At 70.8% G+C, this 16,323-nt stretch carries 16 protein-coding genes and 1 pseudogene; 9 read left to right on the top strand and 8 right to left on the bottom strand.

What is annotated here, in order from left to right:
* The first annotated feature begins 4 nt into the window (after positions 1-4).
* Positions 5-505, top strand: coding sequence for a hypothetical protein (locus K4B79_RS09660; RefSeq protein WP_232025995.1), 501 nt, complete (start codon positions 5-7; stop codon positions 503-505).
* A gap of 87 nt (positions 506-592) precedes the next feature.
* Here the strand turns inward: K4B79_RS09660 and K4B79_RS09665 are convergent, their stop codons facing one another.
* The 7 genes and pseudogenes from K4B79_RS09665 to K4B79_RS09695 all read right to left on the bottom strand — a co-directional run bounded on the left by K4B79_RS09665 (position 593) and on the right by K4B79_RS09695 (position 6,452).
* Positions 593-1,297 (bottom strand): Clp protease N-terminal domain-containing protein, encoded by a 705-nt coding sequence (locus K4B79_RS09665; RefSeq protein ID WP_232025997.1) that lies wholly within the window; start codon positions 1,295-1,297, stop codon positions 593-595.
* A 306-nt stretch (positions 1,298-1,603) separates the two neighbouring features.
* Positions 1,604-2,254, bottom strand: coding sequence for a hypothetical protein (locus K4B79_RS09670; RefSeq protein WP_232025999.1), 651 nt, complete (start codon positions 2,252-2,254; stop codon positions 1,604-1,606).
* A 234-nt stretch (positions 2,255-2,488) separates the two neighbouring features.
* A pseudogene (locus tag K4B79_RS09675) lies at positions 2,489-2,869 on the bottom strand (GNAT family N-acetyltransferase); the annotation flags it as partial.
* Positions 2,870-3,013: 144 nt separating this feature from the next.
* On the bottom strand, positions 3,014-4,174 hold the full coding sequence (locus tag K4B79_RS09680; RefSeq protein ID WP_232026001.1) for an oxygenase MpaB family protein: 1,161 nt from the start codon (positions 4,172-4,174) through the stop codon (positions 3,014-3,016).
* Between the two features lie 16 nt (positions 4,175-4,190).
* Entirely contained in the window at positions 4,191-5,246 is a 1,056-nt protein-coding gene (locus tag K4B79_RS09685; protein WP_232026003.1) for a polyprenyl synthetase family protein, read from the bottom strand.
* The gene (locus K4B79_RS09690) at positions 5,236-5,541 is read right to left on the bottom strand and encodes a polyprenyl synthetase (protein ID WP_232026004.1); all 306 of its coding nucleotides are present in this window, start codon (positions 5,539-5,541) and stop codon (positions 5,236-5,238) included. The genes K4B79_RS09685 and K4B79_RS09690 overlap by 11 nt, the downstream gene beginning before the upstream one ends.
* 233 nt (positions 5,542-5,774) lie before the next feature.
* Positions 5,775-6,452 carry an ArsR/SmtB family transcription factor gene (locus tag K4B79_RS09695; protein WP_232026006.1) on the bottom strand — a complete coding sequence of 226 codons (678 nt, stop codon included), beginning with the start codon at positions 6,450-6,452 and terminating at the stop codon, positions 5,775-5,777.
* 88 nt (positions 6,453-6,540) lie between these two features.
* Between K4B79_RS09695 and K4B79_RS09700 the strand changes: the two genes are divergently transcribed.
* The 3 genes from K4B79_RS09700 to K4B79_RS09710 all read left to right on the top strand — a co-directional run bounded on the left by K4B79_RS09700 (position 6,541) and on the right by K4B79_RS09710 (position 9,889).
* Positions 6,541-7,920 (top strand): MBL fold metallo-hydrolase, encoded by a 1,380-nt coding sequence (locus K4B79_RS09700; RefSeq protein WP_232026008.1) that lies wholly within the window; start codon positions 6,541-6,543, stop codon positions 7,918-7,920.
* Positions 7,917-9,194, top strand: coding sequence for an MFS transporter (locus tag K4B79_RS09705; protein ID WP_232026010.1), 1,278 nt, complete (start codon positions 7,917-7,919; stop codon positions 9,192-9,194). The genes K4B79_RS09700 and K4B79_RS09705 overlap by 4 nt, the downstream gene beginning before the upstream one ends.
* Before the next feature lie 125 nt (positions 9,195-9,319).
* Positions 9,320-9,889 carry a TetR/AcrR family transcriptional regulator gene (locus tag K4B79_RS09710; protein WP_232026012.1) on the top strand — a complete coding sequence of 190 codons (570 nt, stop codon included), beginning with the start codon at positions 9,320-9,322 and terminating at the stop codon, positions 9,887-9,889.
* Between the two features lie 178 nt (positions 9,890-10,067).
* Here K4B79_RS09710 and K4B79_RS09715 read toward each other — a convergent pair whose 3' ends face one another.
* Positions 10,068-10,811: a MerR family transcriptional regulator gene (locus K4B79_RS09715; RefSeq protein ID WP_232026014.1), complete on the bottom strand. Its 744-nt coding sequence runs from the start codon at positions 10,809-10,811 to the stop codon at positions 10,068-10,070.
* A gap of 298 nt (positions 10,812-11,109) precedes the next feature.
* Between K4B79_RS09715 and K4B79_RS09720 the strand changes: the two genes are divergently transcribed.
* The 5 genes from K4B79_RS09720 (at position 11,110) to K4B79_RS09740 (ending at position 16,225) form a co-directional block, all read left to right on the top strand.
* On the top strand, positions 11,110-11,724 hold the full coding sequence (locus K4B79_RS09720) for a DUF6230 family protein (RefSeq protein ID WP_232026015.1): 615 nt from the start codon (positions 11,110-11,112) through the stop codon (positions 11,722-11,724).
* A gap of 131 nt (positions 11,725-11,855) precedes the next feature.
* Positions 11,856-12,362, top strand: coding sequence for a DUF6114 domain-containing protein (locus tag K4B79_RS09725; protein ID WP_232026017.1), 507 nt, complete (start codon positions 11,856-11,858; stop codon positions 12,360-12,362).
* A gap of 380 nt (positions 12,363-12,742) precedes the next feature.
* The gene (locus tag K4B79_RS09730; protein WP_232026019.1) at positions 12,743-13,621 is read left to right on the top strand and encodes a hypothetical protein; all 879 of its coding nucleotides are present in this window, start codon (positions 12,743-12,745) and stop codon (positions 13,619-13,621) included.
* A gap of 116 nt (positions 13,622-13,737) precedes the next feature.
* A complete protein-coding gene (locus tag K4B79_RS09735) occupies positions 13,738-14,439 on the top strand; it encodes an SDR family oxidoreductase (RefSeq protein WP_232026021.1) in 702 nt (233 codons plus the stop codon).
* A gap of 112 nt (positions 14,440-14,551) precedes the next feature.
* Complete coding sequence (locus tag K4B79_RS09740) at positions 14,552-16,225, top strand: CocE/NonD family hydrolase (RefSeq protein WP_232026023.1); 1,674 nt, start codon at positions 14,552-14,554, stop codon at positions 16,223-16,225.
* Positions 16,226-16,323 lie beyond the last annotated feature (98 nt).

A 16,323-nucleotide genomic window follows, 5' to 3' on the forward strand; every position in this document is an offset into this window, starting at 1 on the left:
CCGGATGACCCTGTTCTCCGGTCGGTTCCGGGATCCGCGCAGCAGCGCGTACGACTTCATCGGCTCGATCATCGTCCGATGTCCCCGTCGCGAGAAGGCCGCTCGTGTCGCCCCGGCACCTGAAAACCCCGATGACCGGGAGCTGATGCTGTTCAGGCCGCGGCGCGTTGTCTGCCGTGGCTGCGGACTGTCACGGGTGTGGAGTGGCCGTCGTGTCACGCTGTCCCATGGCACGGCTCAACCTGCGAGGGATCCGTACTTCGGTATGCCGCTGTGGCTGCAGGTCGAGACCCGGCACGGGTGGTTGTGGGCGTACAACCTCGAACACCTCGACCTGATCCGCCGTTTCGTCCAGGCGTCGCTGCGAGAGCGCGCGCCCTGGTACGACACCGGACAGAAGATGACTTTGGTGGCGCGCCTTCCGGTGTGGATCAAGCGGGCGAAGAACCGGGACGAAGTCCTGCGTGCCGTCAGTCGGATCCACGCCGCGCTGGTCGCCGCTTGAGCATGTGCTGGGGCCGGGAACACGTGAGCACGACGCCTGGCGCGAGGAGTTGTACGGGTGGGAGTCGGGCGCCCGCTAGGGCTGCGACTACTGCTTGTCGCGTGCGGCGGACCGGTTGGTGATCTCGGTCTTGACCGTCTCGTGCAGTTCGCCCGACGTGAAGCCGAGGTGGTGCAGGATCTGCGCGGCCGGACTCTCCTCGACGCGGATCAGGCCCAGCAGTGAGTGTTCCGTGCCGACCCAGTCGTGGCCCAGCTCGGCCGATGCGCGCAGTGCCTGCTGAATGGCCTCCTTGCTGTCCGGCCCGAACGGGATGTGGCCCCGCAGCGCCTTCTGTCCGGCCGGCGGCAGCGCTTCCCCGATCGCGTCGCGGATGCGCTGCTCCGACTCGGTTTTGGCCGTCAACACCTCGTATGCCAGGCCCTTCGGTTCGCCGAGCAGGCCCAGCAGGAGGTGCTCGGTGCCGATCAAGTCGTGCTTGTGCGTGCGGGCCGCCTCCTGTGCCAGTACGACGCTGTGCCGGTTCAGGTGGGTGAACCGCTCGAACGGGGCGGGGGTGTGCCGCTGTTGGGCCGCCTGCTTGGAGACCCCGATGGCGTCGCCGATCTGGGTCCAGGACGCCCCGGACTGCTTGGCCTTGCCCACGTAGTGGTCGATGAGCTGGTCGCCGAGGTCGGACAGCGTCTGGGCACGCAGGTGCGCTTCGCTGATGCGGGCGAGATTGTCGGCGTCGGGGAGTTCCTGGTCGAGGCGGGCGATCAGGTCGGCGAGGCTGATGTTGAGTGGGGTCATGCGTCAATCGTAGGTTGACGATTTCACGGCGTCAACCTGTAATTGACGCACATGTGGCATGGCTGGAGTTGGCGAGTGCCGCCTTATCCCTGGCCGGTCCCGCCCTTCAACACCGGCCTGTTGGGCCGGAGTCGGTCCGCCTGCGCAGCGACAGACCGACTCCGAGGCGCGAGGCCGACCGATCGGGCCGCCGCCGGCCGTACTGCGAACCGGCGGCGATCAACAGTGGGCCGGTGCGGGCGACGGCGCCGACTCGCACCCCGGCAGTGCCCTGATCTCGGAGCCGACGAGAACCGCGTGCCGCTGTCAGGCGTCGGACTGTGCGGGTTGCTCTTCGGACTGCGGCGATGCGGCCTGCTCCGGTGCGTCGGCAGGGGTGTAGAAGACGGATGCTCCCTGCTTGGTGCGCTGTGCCTGGGTCTTGGCGACCAGCCCTTCGAGGGTCGTGCGGACCACGGTTGTCTTGACGTTGCGGTCGGGGTGGGCCTCGCCCAGGGCCGTGGCGATCTCGGCGGCGGAACGTGGTTCCCGCTGCTCGGCCAGGTGACGGCGGACCAGGTCGACCAGCGTCGGCTGTGCCGACTTCGCGCCCTCGGACTTGTCCGCAGGCTTCGCGGCCGTCGTCTTGCCGGTCGTGGCACGACCGGTCCGGCGGGCGGGCGGCTTCGTCGCCGCCCGCTTCTCCGCGCCGGTCGTGGTGCCCTTCTTCTTGCGGGGGGCAGGCACCTTGACACTTCCTGACGGCACCGTGGGCTCTGCGGATGCCGGTGAAGTGCCGATCGCCTGCTGGATGTTGACCAGCACCGCGTGGTCACGTTGGAGGGCGGTCAACTGTTCCTGCAGCGTGGCGATTTCCCCGCTGATGCGCTCCTGCTCCTTGGCATTGCGTTCGAGGTCGCCGGTTACTTGAGCGGCGTACTGCGATGTCAGTTCGCTGACGGCGGCGTTCTCAGACATGGAATGCACCTTCTTCGGTTCGAGGCGGGAGTTGAAGCACATGCCACCTACGTGCCTCTCGGGCTGATGCCTGCGGGGCGGTGGCCATATCCGATGCACAGGGCCCTGCCGTAGTGATAGTACGTACGACTGGAGCAAGTTGTTCTGCCCGAGTGTGTCTTGATACTGACGTCAGTCCCAGATGCGCTCCTGGCAGCACTCATGAACGAACGCCTCCTGCCGCCCCGCAAACGCTTACACGGTGTATGGCGGATCGCCGCGCACATGGGCGTGCAGGTGCATGTCGTGCCGGCCGTCGTCATGTACGGCGGCACTGCGTTTGGTGCCCTCCAGGCGGTAGCCGGCTTTTGCGGCGACCCGGCACGAGGCTTGGTTCCGGGTCGAGTGGTCCAGTTCGACGCGGTGAAAGCCGACTTCATCCACGGCCCATGTCGTGAGCCCTGCAAGGGCGAGTGTGGCCACACCGGCGCCGCGGGCCGCGGGCGCTGTCCAGTACGCGACACGGGCAATGCCGTCGTCGAAGTCCATGCCGCGCAGCGCGATCCGGCCGAGTACGTCGTCGCCTTCACGGGTGACAGCCCAGTGGCCGCCCTTCTCGCGTTGCCAGTCCTGGCGGTCACGGGCTGCGGGGAGGCGGCGAGAGTTCCGGGGCAATGACGAGCGGGGTCGAGAGGGCGCGGGACACACGCCATGCTCACCCGGCGATAACCGCACACGTCAAGGGCACGTATGGCAGCCAGGGTCCTCGTCGCGTATGGATCAGGAGAGCGATGCGGCCGGTGGGATCCAGCGGTGGGTGCGGGGCGGTGTGTTGGTGAGGCCGTAGTCCTTCTTGAGGTGTTCGGGGATGGCGTAGTGCATGACACGTCCGCGGGTGAGTGAGGACAGTTCGAGGACGGTGGTGAGGTGACCGAGGCGGTCCAACGCCCAGGCGCCGAGAGGGGAGCGGTCCTCGATGGACTCCAGGACGCCGAGGAGGTGCGGTACGGCCTTGACGACGGTGTCCCAGGAGGTGCGGGGCACGTGGAGCCAGTCGCCGCAGGTGTCGCCGATGAGGTGGCGGACGAGGGCGGAGACGATCGGGTCGAAGAAGGTGCCGGGCACGACCTCCTCGTAGAGGTCGATGAGCTGTCGGGTCAGATGGGCTCCCTCCTCGGAGGGCCCCATGTGCCGGACCATGTACAGGTCGAGGAACCCGCGTGCCTCGTCGAGTGTCCTGGGTACGGCGTCCTGGTCGACGCCGAGCATGGCGCCGACCACGCGCCAGGCGTAGTAGTACGCCTCCGCGCCCTCGGCCGACATGTGGATGCCGAGGCGGTGCAGGCTGTCCAGGACGAGCAGGGAGAAGAACATCTGCCCCCCGATCATGTCCTCCTGGCAGATCGGCGTCCCCAGCGCGCCGGTGTCCCACCGGTTCTCGCGTGCGAGGTGGTGCCGGATCGCGGCGTGCAGGAGGCGCACCTTCTGGGCGGCCGGGATGAAGCGGCCGCCGGCCTCGAAGGCGTCCGGCTGCATCAGGTAGACGGTGAACTGACCTGTCTCGGCCATACGTTTGGAGGGGTACTCCAGGCCGTGGGTGGTCGACAGCAGCCGTGCCACATGCGGGACGACGTAGCAGGCGGGCATGGCGGCGAAGGACAGCGCGGTGGAGATGTGCACGTTGTTGTCGATGAAGAACAGCCGGGCCTTCTCCATCTCCGCCCAGTCCACCCAGGCCGGTGGCACACGGGTGGCCTCCAGGTACTCCCGTGCGACGTCCGGCAGACCGTCGGGCAGGGGAGTGCCGGCCGTGGAGACATAGCGCATCAGGGCGTTGAAGGTGCCCACCTCCCCGCGTTCGAAGAGGGTGGCGACGGTGGCGTCGGCGAGCTCGTCACCGGTTCGCCGCAGGGCGTCCATCGATGCCTCGGTGTAGTTCATGGCAGGCTCCTTGGGGTCACGACAGGCGGACGGCTGCCGAATGCGCCAGAGCGGTCAGGGCATTGGCGGCGGGCGCCGGTACGTCCAGTCGGCGCAGGGCGTCGAGGGCTTCCGTCACCCGTACGGTGATCATGGCCTCGATGCGGTCAGGGGCCTTCAGTCGGCGCATCACCTCACGGACCGCGTCCACCCCCTCCTCGTCCAGGTCGCGACGGCCCAGGAGGCCGCGCAGCAGCTCCCGTTCGGCGTCGCCGGCGAGGCGCCAGGTCTCGGCCAGGAGGGCGGTGGGACGGTGGCCGCGCACGTCGTCGGCGCCGGACTTGCCGGTGCGCTCCGGGTCCCCGAAGAGGCCGAGCAGGTCGTCCCGCAACTGGAACGCCTCGCCCAGCGGCAGCCCGTACGCGGAGTAGCCCTCGCGCAGACGGGCCCCGGCCCCGGCCAGGGCGCCGCCGATCAACAGGGGCTGTTCGACGGTGTACTTGGCGGTCTTGTAGCGGATCACCTTCAGTGACGCCGTGGTGTCCGGGCCCGCTCCGGTACGCAGGATCTCCAGGCACTCGCCCGCGATCAGTTCGCGGGCCAGCAGCGACCACAAGGGGCGGGCGCGCGACAGATACGCGGCGGGCAGACCGCTGGTGGCGAACACCTGCCCGGCCAGCGACATCAACAGGTCGCCCACCAGCATCGCCAGCGACCGCGCGGCGGCGACGGCACGGGGGCCGTGGCGTACGGCGTCGCGCAGCGCGAGGTGCGCGGTGGGCCGGCCGTGCCGCAACGGGCTGTCGTCGATGAGGTCGTCGTGCACGACCGCGGCGGCGTGCACCAGCTCCATGGAGGCCGCCGCCCGCACCAGCGCGTCACTGTCCGGCTGCCCCACCGCGCGCCAGCCCCAGTAGCAGAACGCCGCGCGCAGCCGTTTGCCGTCCGCGACCGCCGCCTCCACCTGACCGGCCACCGGGTCCAGGCTCGGATCGATCGCCGCGAACCGGTCGGCCTCCTGGGCGACGACCCGGTGCAGCACCTCGTCGACGCGGGCCTTGAACGCGGCCGGCTCCCACCGGTCAGACGCCATCGGCCCTCTTCCGGGCGGTCGCGTGCCGGGCGAGGACCTCCAGATGGGCCGGCGGGACGGCCCCGTACCGGTCCAGCACCAGACGCCCGCGCGCCACGAGGTCCGCTTCGGCCTCCGCCGCCAGTTCGGTGACGTCCGAGCGGCGCAGCAGCCCCCGCACGGTCCCCAGAGCCGACCCCAGCGTGCTCATCGCCAGATCGGCCACACCTGCGACCAGCAGCACGGCTCGACCCTCCAGACTGTCCAGGCCGTCAGGTCCCTCCACGCCCTCGTGCCGTCCCGCTTCCCGCGTCATGCTGTCTCCCCACCCACACGCATCCGGACGGCGCCGGTCACCCGCCGCCCTTCCGAGCATCGCGGCACGCGGCGGTGGAGAGCCGAGGAACTCACGATCGAGTGATCACATCGCTCGGCCGTACGGGCAGCGGCCGTGCGGTCACCCGCCCCGCGCGCGGTCCTCGGGCGCAGGGATCACGTGCCGGTCACCGAACGGCCCCGGGCGCGGCGGAACTTGGCCGGCCGGGCCGGTCACGTCAGGTCCGAGGCGTCGACGGGCAGCTCCGACAGGCGCCACTCCAGCATGCCGTCGTCGAGCCGGATCGCCCGGCGCCCGAGGCCGGTCAGCAGTCGTACGGCGTCGTAGGCCAGGACGCAGTACTCGCCGCGGCAGTAGACGACGATCTCGGTGTCCTCGGGAACCTCCTCGATGCGCTCGGCGAGTTCCGCGACCGGGAGGGAGATCGCGCCGGGGATGTGCCCGGCCCGGTACTCCTCCACGGGCCGCACATCGAGTACGACGACGTCCCCGGCGGCGAGCCGGACCCGCAGCTCCGCACGGCTGAGCTCGGCGGCGCCGTCCTCGCCGAGATAGGCGTCGCGGGCGGCGGGCACGGCGTCCTGGTGGGCTTCCGCGACCTTGCGCAGCAGTGCGAACAGCTGAGCGACGTCGTCGCCGGACAGGCGGTAGTGGATGCGCACGCCCTCGCGGCGGGTGACGACGAAGCCGGCCTGCTTGAGGATCTGCAGGTGCGCCGACGCGGTCGTCAGGTTCAGCCCGGCCGCCTTCGCCAGCGCGTCCACGGTGCGCTCGCCCTGGGCCAGCAGATCCAGCAGCTCCAGCCGCTTTCCGCTGGCCAGCGCCTTGCCGCTGGTCGCGAACGCGTCGTACAGCCGCGCCTTCGACGCGCTCTTCGTGCTCTCGGGCATGACATCCTCCATAAATCCATGGATTATTGTAATTGAGACCGGGGGGCGCGACCACCGGCCCCCGCCACCGAGATCCTGGGAGGACACCGTGGGCTTCGCGGACGATCATCTGATCCCCCTCGTCGACCAGGGGCTGGGCAACAGCGCCTACCTGCTCGACCTCGGCGACGGGCGTGCCGTGGCCGTCGACACCAGCCGCGACCTGCGTGCCCTGCACGCGGAGGCCGAGCGGCGCGGTCTGACCGTGGCCTTCGCCGCGGACACCCATCTGCACGCCGACTTCCTCTCCGGCGCCGTCCAACTCGGCCATGACACCGGCGCGACCGTGCTCGCCTCGGCCGCGGGCCACCGCGCCTTCGCCCACACTCCGCTCGCGGACGGCGACGAGATCGACCTCGGCGGTCTGACGCTGCGGGCCCTGGCCACTCCCGGTCACACCGACGAGCACCTGTCCTTCCTGCTCCTGGACGGCGCCCGCGCACTCGGGGTGTTCACCGGCGGATCGCTGATCGTGAACTCCGCCGCCCGCACCGACCTCCTCGGCGCGGAGCGGACCGAGGAACTCGCCCGCGCCCAGTACCGGTCACTGAAGCGGTTGACCGCGCTGCCGGACGAGGTCGCGGTATGGCCCACCCACGGTTCCGGGTCGTTCTGTTCCGCCCCGCCCGGAACCGAGCGCACCACCACCATCGGCGCGCAGAAGCGGGCCAACCCGCTGCTCGCCGCCCCCGACGAGGACACCTTCGTGCGCCGGCTCGTGGAGAGCCTCGGGAGCTACCCCGCCTACTTCGACCGGCTCGCGGAGGTCAACCGGCGCGGCCCCACCGTCCTCACCGGTGCCCCACCGCTGCCCGACCTGTCCGCCGACCGGGTCGGGACCCTGATGGCGGAGGGAGGCCACGTCGTCGACGCCCGGCCCGCCGCCGACTACGCGGCCGGCCACATCCCCGGTGCCGTGTCCATCCCGCTGCGCGACCAGTTCGCCACCTGGCTCGGCTGGCTGCTGCCCGACAGCGCACCCCTCGCCTTCGTCACCGGCGAGGACCAGGACCTGAGCGAGATCGTCTGGCAGGCCCACAAGGTCGGCTACGAGCGGCTCGCCGGCCGCCTGGCGGGAGGCATGGACGCCTGGCTCGTCGACGGTCGCCCCCGGAACACCACGCCCTTCGTCCCAGCCGACCGGGCGGGGGAGCGGCCCTACCTGGACGTGCGGCAGGCATCGGAGTTCGACGCCGGACACGTCCCCGGGGCCCTGCACATCGAACTCGGCGACCTCCCGGCCCGCGCCGCCGACGCCCCGCCCGGCGCGATCGTCGCCTGCGGCCACGGCGAGCGTGCCATGACCGCCGCCAGCCTGCTGGAGCGCGCGGGACACACCGATCTCGTCGTCCTCGACGGAGGGCCGGAGCAGTACGCCAGCGCCCACGGCCGGCACCTCGCCGAGGGAACGGAGGCCACCCGGCCGTGAACGCCCGGCCCGGCACCGGGACACGGGCCGGCGCCTCAGGGCGGCCGGTCCGGCTCGGACTGCGGGAGAACCGGCCGCAGTTCATCCTGCTGGTCATCGTCAACATCTGCGTCGGCGGCCTGGTCGGTCTGGAGCGCACCACGGTCCCGCTGATCGGCACCGACGTCTTCGGCCTGACCAGTGACCTGGCCGTGTTCTCCTTCATCATCGCCTTCGGCCTCACCAAGGCCCTGACGAATCTCGCGGCCGGCGCGCTGACCGCCCGCTTCCGCCGCAGGCAGCTCCTGGTCGCCGGCTGGCTGCTCGGCATCCCCGTGCCCTTCGCGCTGGCCTGGGCACCGTCCTGGGGCTGGATCGTGGCCGCCAACGTGCTGCTCGGTCTCAACCAGGGCCTGACCTGGTCGATGACCGTCAACATGAAGATCGACCTCGTCGGCCCCTCCCGCCGAGGCCTGGCCACCGGCCTCAACGAGGCGGCCGGCTACACCGCCGTCGGTGTCACCGCCCTGCTCACCGGCTACCTCGCCACCGCCCACGGTCTGCGTCCGGTCCCCGAACTGATCGGCGTCGTGTTCGTCGTGGCCGGCCTGGCCCTGGCCCTGGTCGTGCGGGACACCGCCGCCCACGTCGCCCTCGAACTCGCCCAGCACACCGAGCCACTGCCCACCGGCGAGGACACCAGGCTCGCCCCGACGTTCGCCCGCACCTCCTGGCACCACCGCTCCCTGCGCGGCGCGAGCCAGGCCGGCCTGGTCAACAACCTCAACGACGGCCTGACCTGGGGCGTCTTCCCTCTGCTGTTCACGGACCACGGCCTCGGACTCGCCGCCGTCGGCCTGATCAAGGGCCTCTACCCGATCCTGTGGGGCATCGGCCAGATCCCCACCGGCCACCTCGCCGACCGCATCGGCCGCAAACCCCTCATCGTCACCGGCATGCTCGTCCAGGCAGGCGGGTTCGTGCTCGCCCTCGCCCTGCTGGACCGCCCGCTGCTCGCCGGGGTCCTGTCCGCCGTCGCACTCGGCATCGGAACCGCCATGGTCTATCCGGCTCTGCTCGCGTCCGTCTCCGACCACGCGCATCCCGCCTGGCGCGCCAACGCCCTCGGCACGTACCGCTTCTGGCGCGACATGGGCTACGCGGCGGGCGCCCTGGTCGCAGGCGTCCTCGCCGACACCCTCGGCCTGAACGCCACGATCATCGCCGCGGCCGTCCTCACCGCCGCGTCGGGGCTCCTCGCCGCCCGATGGATCACCGAGCGCCCGGTTCGCTGAAGCGGAGCGACGATGTGCGCGCCGGGGAGGCGGTGCGTGGGCGAGGCCGACATCCCGGGGCAGGGGAGACGTCATCCGTAAACCGATCGGTTTTCATTTCGTGGAAACCGGGTTAACCTCGCCTTATGGCCACAGAGGTGAAGGCGACGTCCCGAGAGCGGCTGCTGGAGGCGGCGGCCACGCTCGCCTGCCGCGAGGGCGTCGGCGTCGGCGTCGAGGCGGTGTGCAAGGCGGCCGGGGTGTCCAAGCGCTCGATGTACCAGCTGTTCGAGAGCAAGGGTGACCTGCTGGCGGCGAGCCTGGAGCGACTGGCCGCCTCCTACGCGGCCTCTCTCCTGCCCGGGGCGGACCACCGGCGTTCGGCCCGTGAGCGGGTCCTGCATGTCTTCGAGCAACTGGAGTCGCAGGCCGGTGCGCCCGGATTCCGGGGCTGTGCCTACCTGACCGTGCAGATGGAGCTCAAGGATGAGAGTCACCCGGCGAGCAGGGTGGCCCGGCGGGTCAAGGGCGACCTGGAGGCCTTCTTCCGTGCCGAGGCCGCGCGGGGCGGGGCGAGGGACCCGGACCTGCTGGCCCGGCAGCTGACACTGGTCTTCGACGGGGCCGGTGCGCGCGGGGGGATCGGCGCCGACTCCCTGCCCGGGCTCATCGCACCCACGGTGGTCACCCTGCTCGACGCGGCAGAGCTGCGCTGACGGGGTGCCTCCGGGTGCGGGGGAGGCGCCTCTCGGCCGCTCAGGGAGGGGGAGCTGTGGCGCGCGGCCGCGGAATCGCGCCACTGCGCGCCGGAGGGTTGCCCTCGCTGTCCCGCCTCGGCCGCCCGCCGAGGACTCACCCCGCCGAGGACTCATCCCGCCGGGGGGGGGGGGGGGCTCACCCTGCTGAGGACTCACCTCGCCGAGGACTCACCCCGACCGACGACTCGTCCCGCCGGCACGCCTGCCGATGATGGCGACGGTGGTTCGCGTCCTCCTGTGCCAGTCGTCGCAGAAGCCTGACGACCGGCTCGAACAGCACGGTCAGGAACACCGCTCGCTCGGCGAGGGTGATGCGGTCCTCGATCCCGTCGAACTGCGCGAGATCCAGGTCCGCGGTGGCCGTGGCGAGCTGTGCGTAGGGGAGGAGGTCGTCGGTCGTGTAGTCGGCGCCGAGGCGGCCCAGCGCGGCGAGACTCGCGGCGAGGGCCGGGCGGTGCGGCGAGGCGTCGGAGATCTGCCAGCCCATGCCCGCGATGAGGGCCTCGACCCGTGCGGCGGCCTCCTCGCCCGACTCCGACTCCGCCTCCGCGGCGGCGCTGTCCGGCCCGGCGTCGCCCCTGCCGCCCTTCTCGATCTTGTCCGCGGAGGGTACGGGCAGGGCGTGGTGGACGACGCCCAGGGTCTCGAACTCGTCCAGCGGGCGGTCGACGGCGTCGAGTACTTCACGGGTCCGGGCCACGGACAGTCCGCCGAGCTGGATGAGGGAACGGATCAGGCGGAGTCGCTGGACGTGCTCCTCGCCGTACTCGACCGCTGTGGGGTTCACCGCGCGTCCCTCGGGGAGCAGTCCCTCCCGTCGGTAGTACTTGATGGTCGCCACCGGCACCCCCGACCGCTGGCTGAGCTCTGAAATCCTCATGCGCTCCCTCACGCTCGACTGTCCCACCAGTATCGCGGTTACCTGGGGTTGCACTGCCGATCTCGATAGTGCCAGTATCGGGCATCCGGTAGTAGCACTATCGAGTGCTTCCTCGGCGCGCCCGCTCCCTCCGTGCGCGTGGCCAACAGGCTGCCCGAGGACGCCACTTGCCCCCTTCGGCCGTACCCGGCCGTAGTTCTTCCTCGGCTCCTCCTCCCCCCAATCGGGGCCCGGCCCGTCAGTCCCGGATCCGGTCGTCCCGTACCGCCTCGTAGCCTCGACAACGGAGAACCACACCATGTCCCAGCGAATCGGCAAGACCCATTGGAAGCGCTTCGCCGTCGGCGCGGTGCCGACGGTGGCCGCCACGGCGGCGGTCGCCGTCTCCATGGCCCAGGGCGCGCTGGCCGCTTCGTTCAGCATCTCCGGTTCCGACTTCAAGGTCTCCGCCGGCTCCCTGAGCGGTACCGGATTCGGCAACTACGCCACGGTGGACGTCGCCAAGGACGGCAAGCAGGTGCCCGTCTCGGTCTCGTCCATCAAGGACGCGACGATCGTCGACATGTGCCAGTCCGTCCCGGTGAACTTTCCCGTGCTCGGCACCTACACGATGTCGCTCAAGGCCGGAGGGTCGGGTACACCGGTCAAGGCCAAGAACCTCTACATCGACATGACCGATCTTCAGGCCAAGTCCGGCACCTTCAACAACGTCGACATCGGTGTCGCCGTCGGTGCCATGACCAAGGGTCAGGTCAACCCCAAGGACCACGTCGACCCCAACGGTTACGCCCAGCAGGCGGACTCGGTCGAGATCATCGACGCCCACCAGAGGGTCTGGGCCACCACGGCCGGGACGTTCGAACTGTCGGGCCTGCACATGAACATCTCCGCAGGCCGCCACGACTGCTTCTGACCTCGCGCCCGCCCCGTGGCCGCCGACGCGCAAGCGACGGCCAGGGCCCGGGGCGTCGGCACCCCGCTCCCCTCACCCCGCTCACACCCCCCACGCACACCATGATTCGCTCACGACCTGGGAGCTGCCCCATGACGAGTGCCGGCACATCCGCGCACCCCCACAGCGACAGCGGATTCACCCGCACACGCCGGGACTTCCAAGGCTGGCGGCGCACTCGCCCCTTCTGGGCGGGCCTGTTGGTGCTCCTTTCCGCCGCGCCCATCATCTACTTCCCGTACTTCAACCTCTCCCTGGGTGCCCTGTCCGTGGCGATGTCCACCACGGCGGGAGCAGGTTCGCTGGTCATCGGCCTGACGCTGATCGTCCTGGGTGGACTGCTCTGGTTCCAGCCGGTCATCAGGTTCTTCGCCGGCTGCGTCGCCATCTTCCTGGGCGTGCTGTCGCTGCCCATCTCCAACTTCGGCGGATTCCTCTTCGGCATGCTGCTCGCGACCACCGGAGGGCTCCTCGCACTGGCGTGGGGTCCGGTGGAGGAGCAGCCCACGGACATACCGAGCGGCGCCGAGGGTTCGGCCGTGTCCGCCGATCCCGAAGTGAGCGTGACCGCCGGTTCCGAAGAGAGGGCGGGGGAATGACGGACCAGGCACCCGACACCCGCGACGAAACCGCGGAACCCCGCTCGGCCCCGTCGTCGAGAGGCCGGCACGCGATTCCCCGCAGGTCCGCGCTGACGCGTCTGCGCCTGCCGGTCGGAAAGGCTCTCGCGCTCACCGCGCTGCCCACGGCCCTCGTCCTGGGAGGCCAGCGCCTGCCCGCCATCGACGCGAGCGCCACCGTGGCCCATTCCGTGGCCGAAGACGGGTCGGGGACCGAAGACGGGTCGGGCGGATCCGAGAGCAACGGTGTCGACTGTGACCGCCCTGGCGACACACCAGCGCCTGCGACGAAGGCTCCCACCGGCTCCGCCCGGTCCGCGGACCCCCGCTCGTCCGGTGCTCGGCGAAGCGCGGAGCCCGTGCAGCCGCCGGAGCGCCAGGCCGACGGCTCGACGCTCCCGTCGCCGGCACGGACCGGCACGCCCCCTGCCGCGCCCAGCGCCACCCCCACCCCGTCGCCCGGCACGCCCTCCGTCGTCACCGGTATCACGAACCTCCTCGGCTCCCTGCTCGGCGACGACAACGAGCAGCAGAGTGCCGCACCGGACGCGAGTCCCTCGCCGAGTGCGGGCACGCCGACACCCGCACCCACACCGACGGACACGACATCGGACGCCCCACGGCCGCCCGCAGCACACGCCTCACCGGCCCCCGGTCGTCGGACGGCCGAGCCCTCGCCCCCCGCACCGGCCCCGGAAACGGCGCGGAAAGCAGCCCGTGCCTGCGACATCAGTGACCTCGATGCCCCCGAGGACACCAGCGCCGGCCGATTCCCCGACGAGCCGTGGAACATGAAGGGCAGCCGCCTCGCGCTGCACGACGTCGTCTTCCACGGTGTGGTGACCGTGGAAACGACGGCCGGACCCCAGCGGGTGCTCAAGTTCTCCGCATCGGCCGTCACGATCCGCGATCTGAGGATGTCCGTGCCCGTCGGCCCGGAGATCCAGCACATCGACGGAGGGCCCGGCTCCACGTCCACGCTCCGGGGTGACGGCGACATCACCATGTACGTCGAAAGCCTGACGGGCACCCTCTCCGGCGTCGAGAACATTCCCGCGCCGCCGCTCCTCCGCCTGCACCTCACCCCCGACACCGTGCCGGAGTGGCTCTACGACACGGTCGGAAAACTCGGCCTCAAGCTCCAACTGAGCCTGAACGACGCCGATATCGACCAGGCCGGTCAGACGGGCGGAAGGCTCGTCATCCCAGGGATCCACGGATACGGGACGCCACGCTGAACCCTGCCGTGGGCGGGCGTACGTCCCGCATCGGACCGATGCCGGGCTTGCATGGGGAAACTGGTCGGTTTACGGTGGTGGAAACCAATCGGTTTCTCATTCTCGTGGAGACAGTCATGACCGCTTTGAAGGACGCCACCGTCTTCGTCACCGGCGGCAGCCGCGGCATCGGCAAGGCCCTGGTGGAAGAGCTGTACGCGCGCGGCGCGGCCAAGGTCTACGCCACCGCCCGCGACCCGCGCACCGTGACCCACCCCGACGCGGTCCCGGTGGCGCTGGAGGCCACCGACCCGGCCTCCGTGGCGGCGGCCGTCGCGCAGGCGCAGGACGTCACCGTACTGATCAACAACGCCGGCGGCTCGAACGGCGCGACCTTCCTCGACTCCCCGCTCGACGACGTCCGCCAGGAGTTCGAGACCAACTTCTACGGCCCGCTCCTGGTCGCCCGAGCCTTCGTGCCGGTCATCGAACGCAACGGCGGCGGCCACATCCTCAACGTCAGCTCCGTGCTCTCCTGGATAGCCCTTGGCGGCGCCTACGGTGCGGCCAAGGCCGCCCTGTGGTCGCAGTCCAACTCCCTGCGCCTGGAGCTGCAGCCGCGCGGCATCTCCGTCACCGGACTGCACATGGGCTACGTCGACACGGACCTGACAACCGGCGTGGACGCACCCAAGTCCGACCCCCGCGACATCGCCGTACAGGCCCTCGACGGCATCGAGACGGGAGCGTACGAAGTGCTCGCCGACGACATCTCACGGCAGGTCAAGGCGGGTCTGGCCGGCGACCTGGCAGGGCTGTATCCCCAGCTGGCCGAGTAGGGCGCCTGCTCCTGCCGTACGCCGTGGTCACCCCCGTTCGGGGGTGGCGCGCGGGCGGACCCGAATCGAGCATGTTCGCGGGACGGCGTAGTGGCAGGCAAAGGAGCCGCACATGACGGAGATCCAGATCGAGTTCGATGTTCCGGCGAAGATGCGTGACGGCACGGTGCTGCGCGCGGATGTCTACCGGCCCGGCGGCAGCGGACCCTGGCCGGTCCTGTTGAGCAGGCTGCCGTACGGGAAGCAGATGCCCCTGGCGATCGCCGTCCTCGATCCGCTGGCGGCGGCCCGGCACGGTTTCATGGTGGTCCTTCAGGACACCCGCGGCCGGTTCGCCTCCGAGGGGGAGTGGGAGCCGTGGACGTACGAGGGGAGCGACGGTTACGACACCGTGCGGTGGGCCGCCGCCCTGCCCGGCTCGAACGGCTCCGTCGGCATGATCGGCGGCAGCTATTTCGGCAACACCCAGTGGATGGCGGCGCTGTCGAAGCCGCCGGAGCTGAAGGCGATCGCCCCGATGATCACGTGGTCCGAACCGGACGACGGACTGTGGACGCGCGGCGGCGCGATCGAGCTCGGCATCACCGCGCCCTGGACCCTGATGATGGGCGCCGACGCGCTGATGCGCCGGCACGCCACCGACCCCGCGGGGCTGGTGAACGGCATCACCGGGCTCGTGCAGGACATGGACGGCCTGGCCGGCGCCGGTTACGGCGAGCTGCCCGCCGGGCACTTCCCCGCCTTCGCCCGGCACGGCCTGCCCGAGCTGGGCTATGAGCGGTCCCGGCGGGAACCCGAGTGGGCGGCGTCCTGCCGGGTCGCGGGCCGGCACGACGAGATCGACCTGCCCACCTTCCAGATCGGCGGCTGGTACGACATCTTCACCCAGGGCACCCTCGACAACTTCACCGCCATGCGCCGGGCGGGCCGGTCCGCCACGCTGGTCATGGGGCCGTGGAGTCACACCAACCAGCAGCATGTCATCGGCGACGTCAACTTCGGGTTCGCCGCGAACTCCGCCTTCATGGGTATGCGCGGCCCTCTGAACGGCCTCCAGCTCGACTGGTTCCGGCGCACGATCGGCGACGGCGAGGCGCTGGAGCCGGACACCGGCACGGTGCTGTTGTTCGTCATGGGCGTCAACCAGTGGCGCGAGGAGAGCGAATGGCCGCTGTCGCGGGCCGTGGACACGGACTTCCATCTGCGCGCGGACGGACGCCTCACACCGGAGCCGCCGTCCGTCGCCGAGCGGCCGGAGGAGTTCTCCTACGACCCGATGGACCCGGTGCCCACCACCGGTGGCGCGCTGCTGATGACCGACGAGTTCCGTACCGGCCCGCTGGACCAGACGGCCGTGGAGGCACGCGAGGACGTCCTGGTCTTCACCACCGAACCGCTCGCCGAGGACACCGAGGTGACCGGCCGCGTCCGGGCCGTGCTCCACGCGGCCACGGACGGCACCTCGACCGACTGGGTGGCCCGCCTGTGCGACGTCGACGAGAGGGGTGTCTCCCGCAACGTGACCGACGGCATCGTGCGGGTGCGCGAGGCGACACCGGGTGAGCCGGCCGAGTACGTCGTGGACCTGTGGTCGACCAGCATCGTCTTCCGGGCGGGGCACCGCATACGGCTCCAGGTCACCTCCAGCAACTTCCCCCGCTGGGACCGCAACCTCAACACCGGCGAACCCGAGGAGAGCGCCACCACGGCCCGGGTCGCCCGCCAGCAGATCTTCCACGACCCGGCCCGGCCCTCCCGCATCACCCTGCCCGTGATCCCGGCCTGACACGGCCCAGTAGGCAGGTCGGCGGGGGAGATCTCCCGGGCATCGTCGTTCCCGCCCGGGGCGATCCCCCCGCCCCCCTGCGGACGCGCATCGAGGGC

It is taken from the genome of Streptomyces lincolnensis (assembly GCF_021173675.1).
Classification (GTDB): Bacteria; Actinomycetota; Actinomycetes; order Streptomycetales; family Streptomycetaceae; genus Streptomyces; species Streptomyces lincolnensis_B.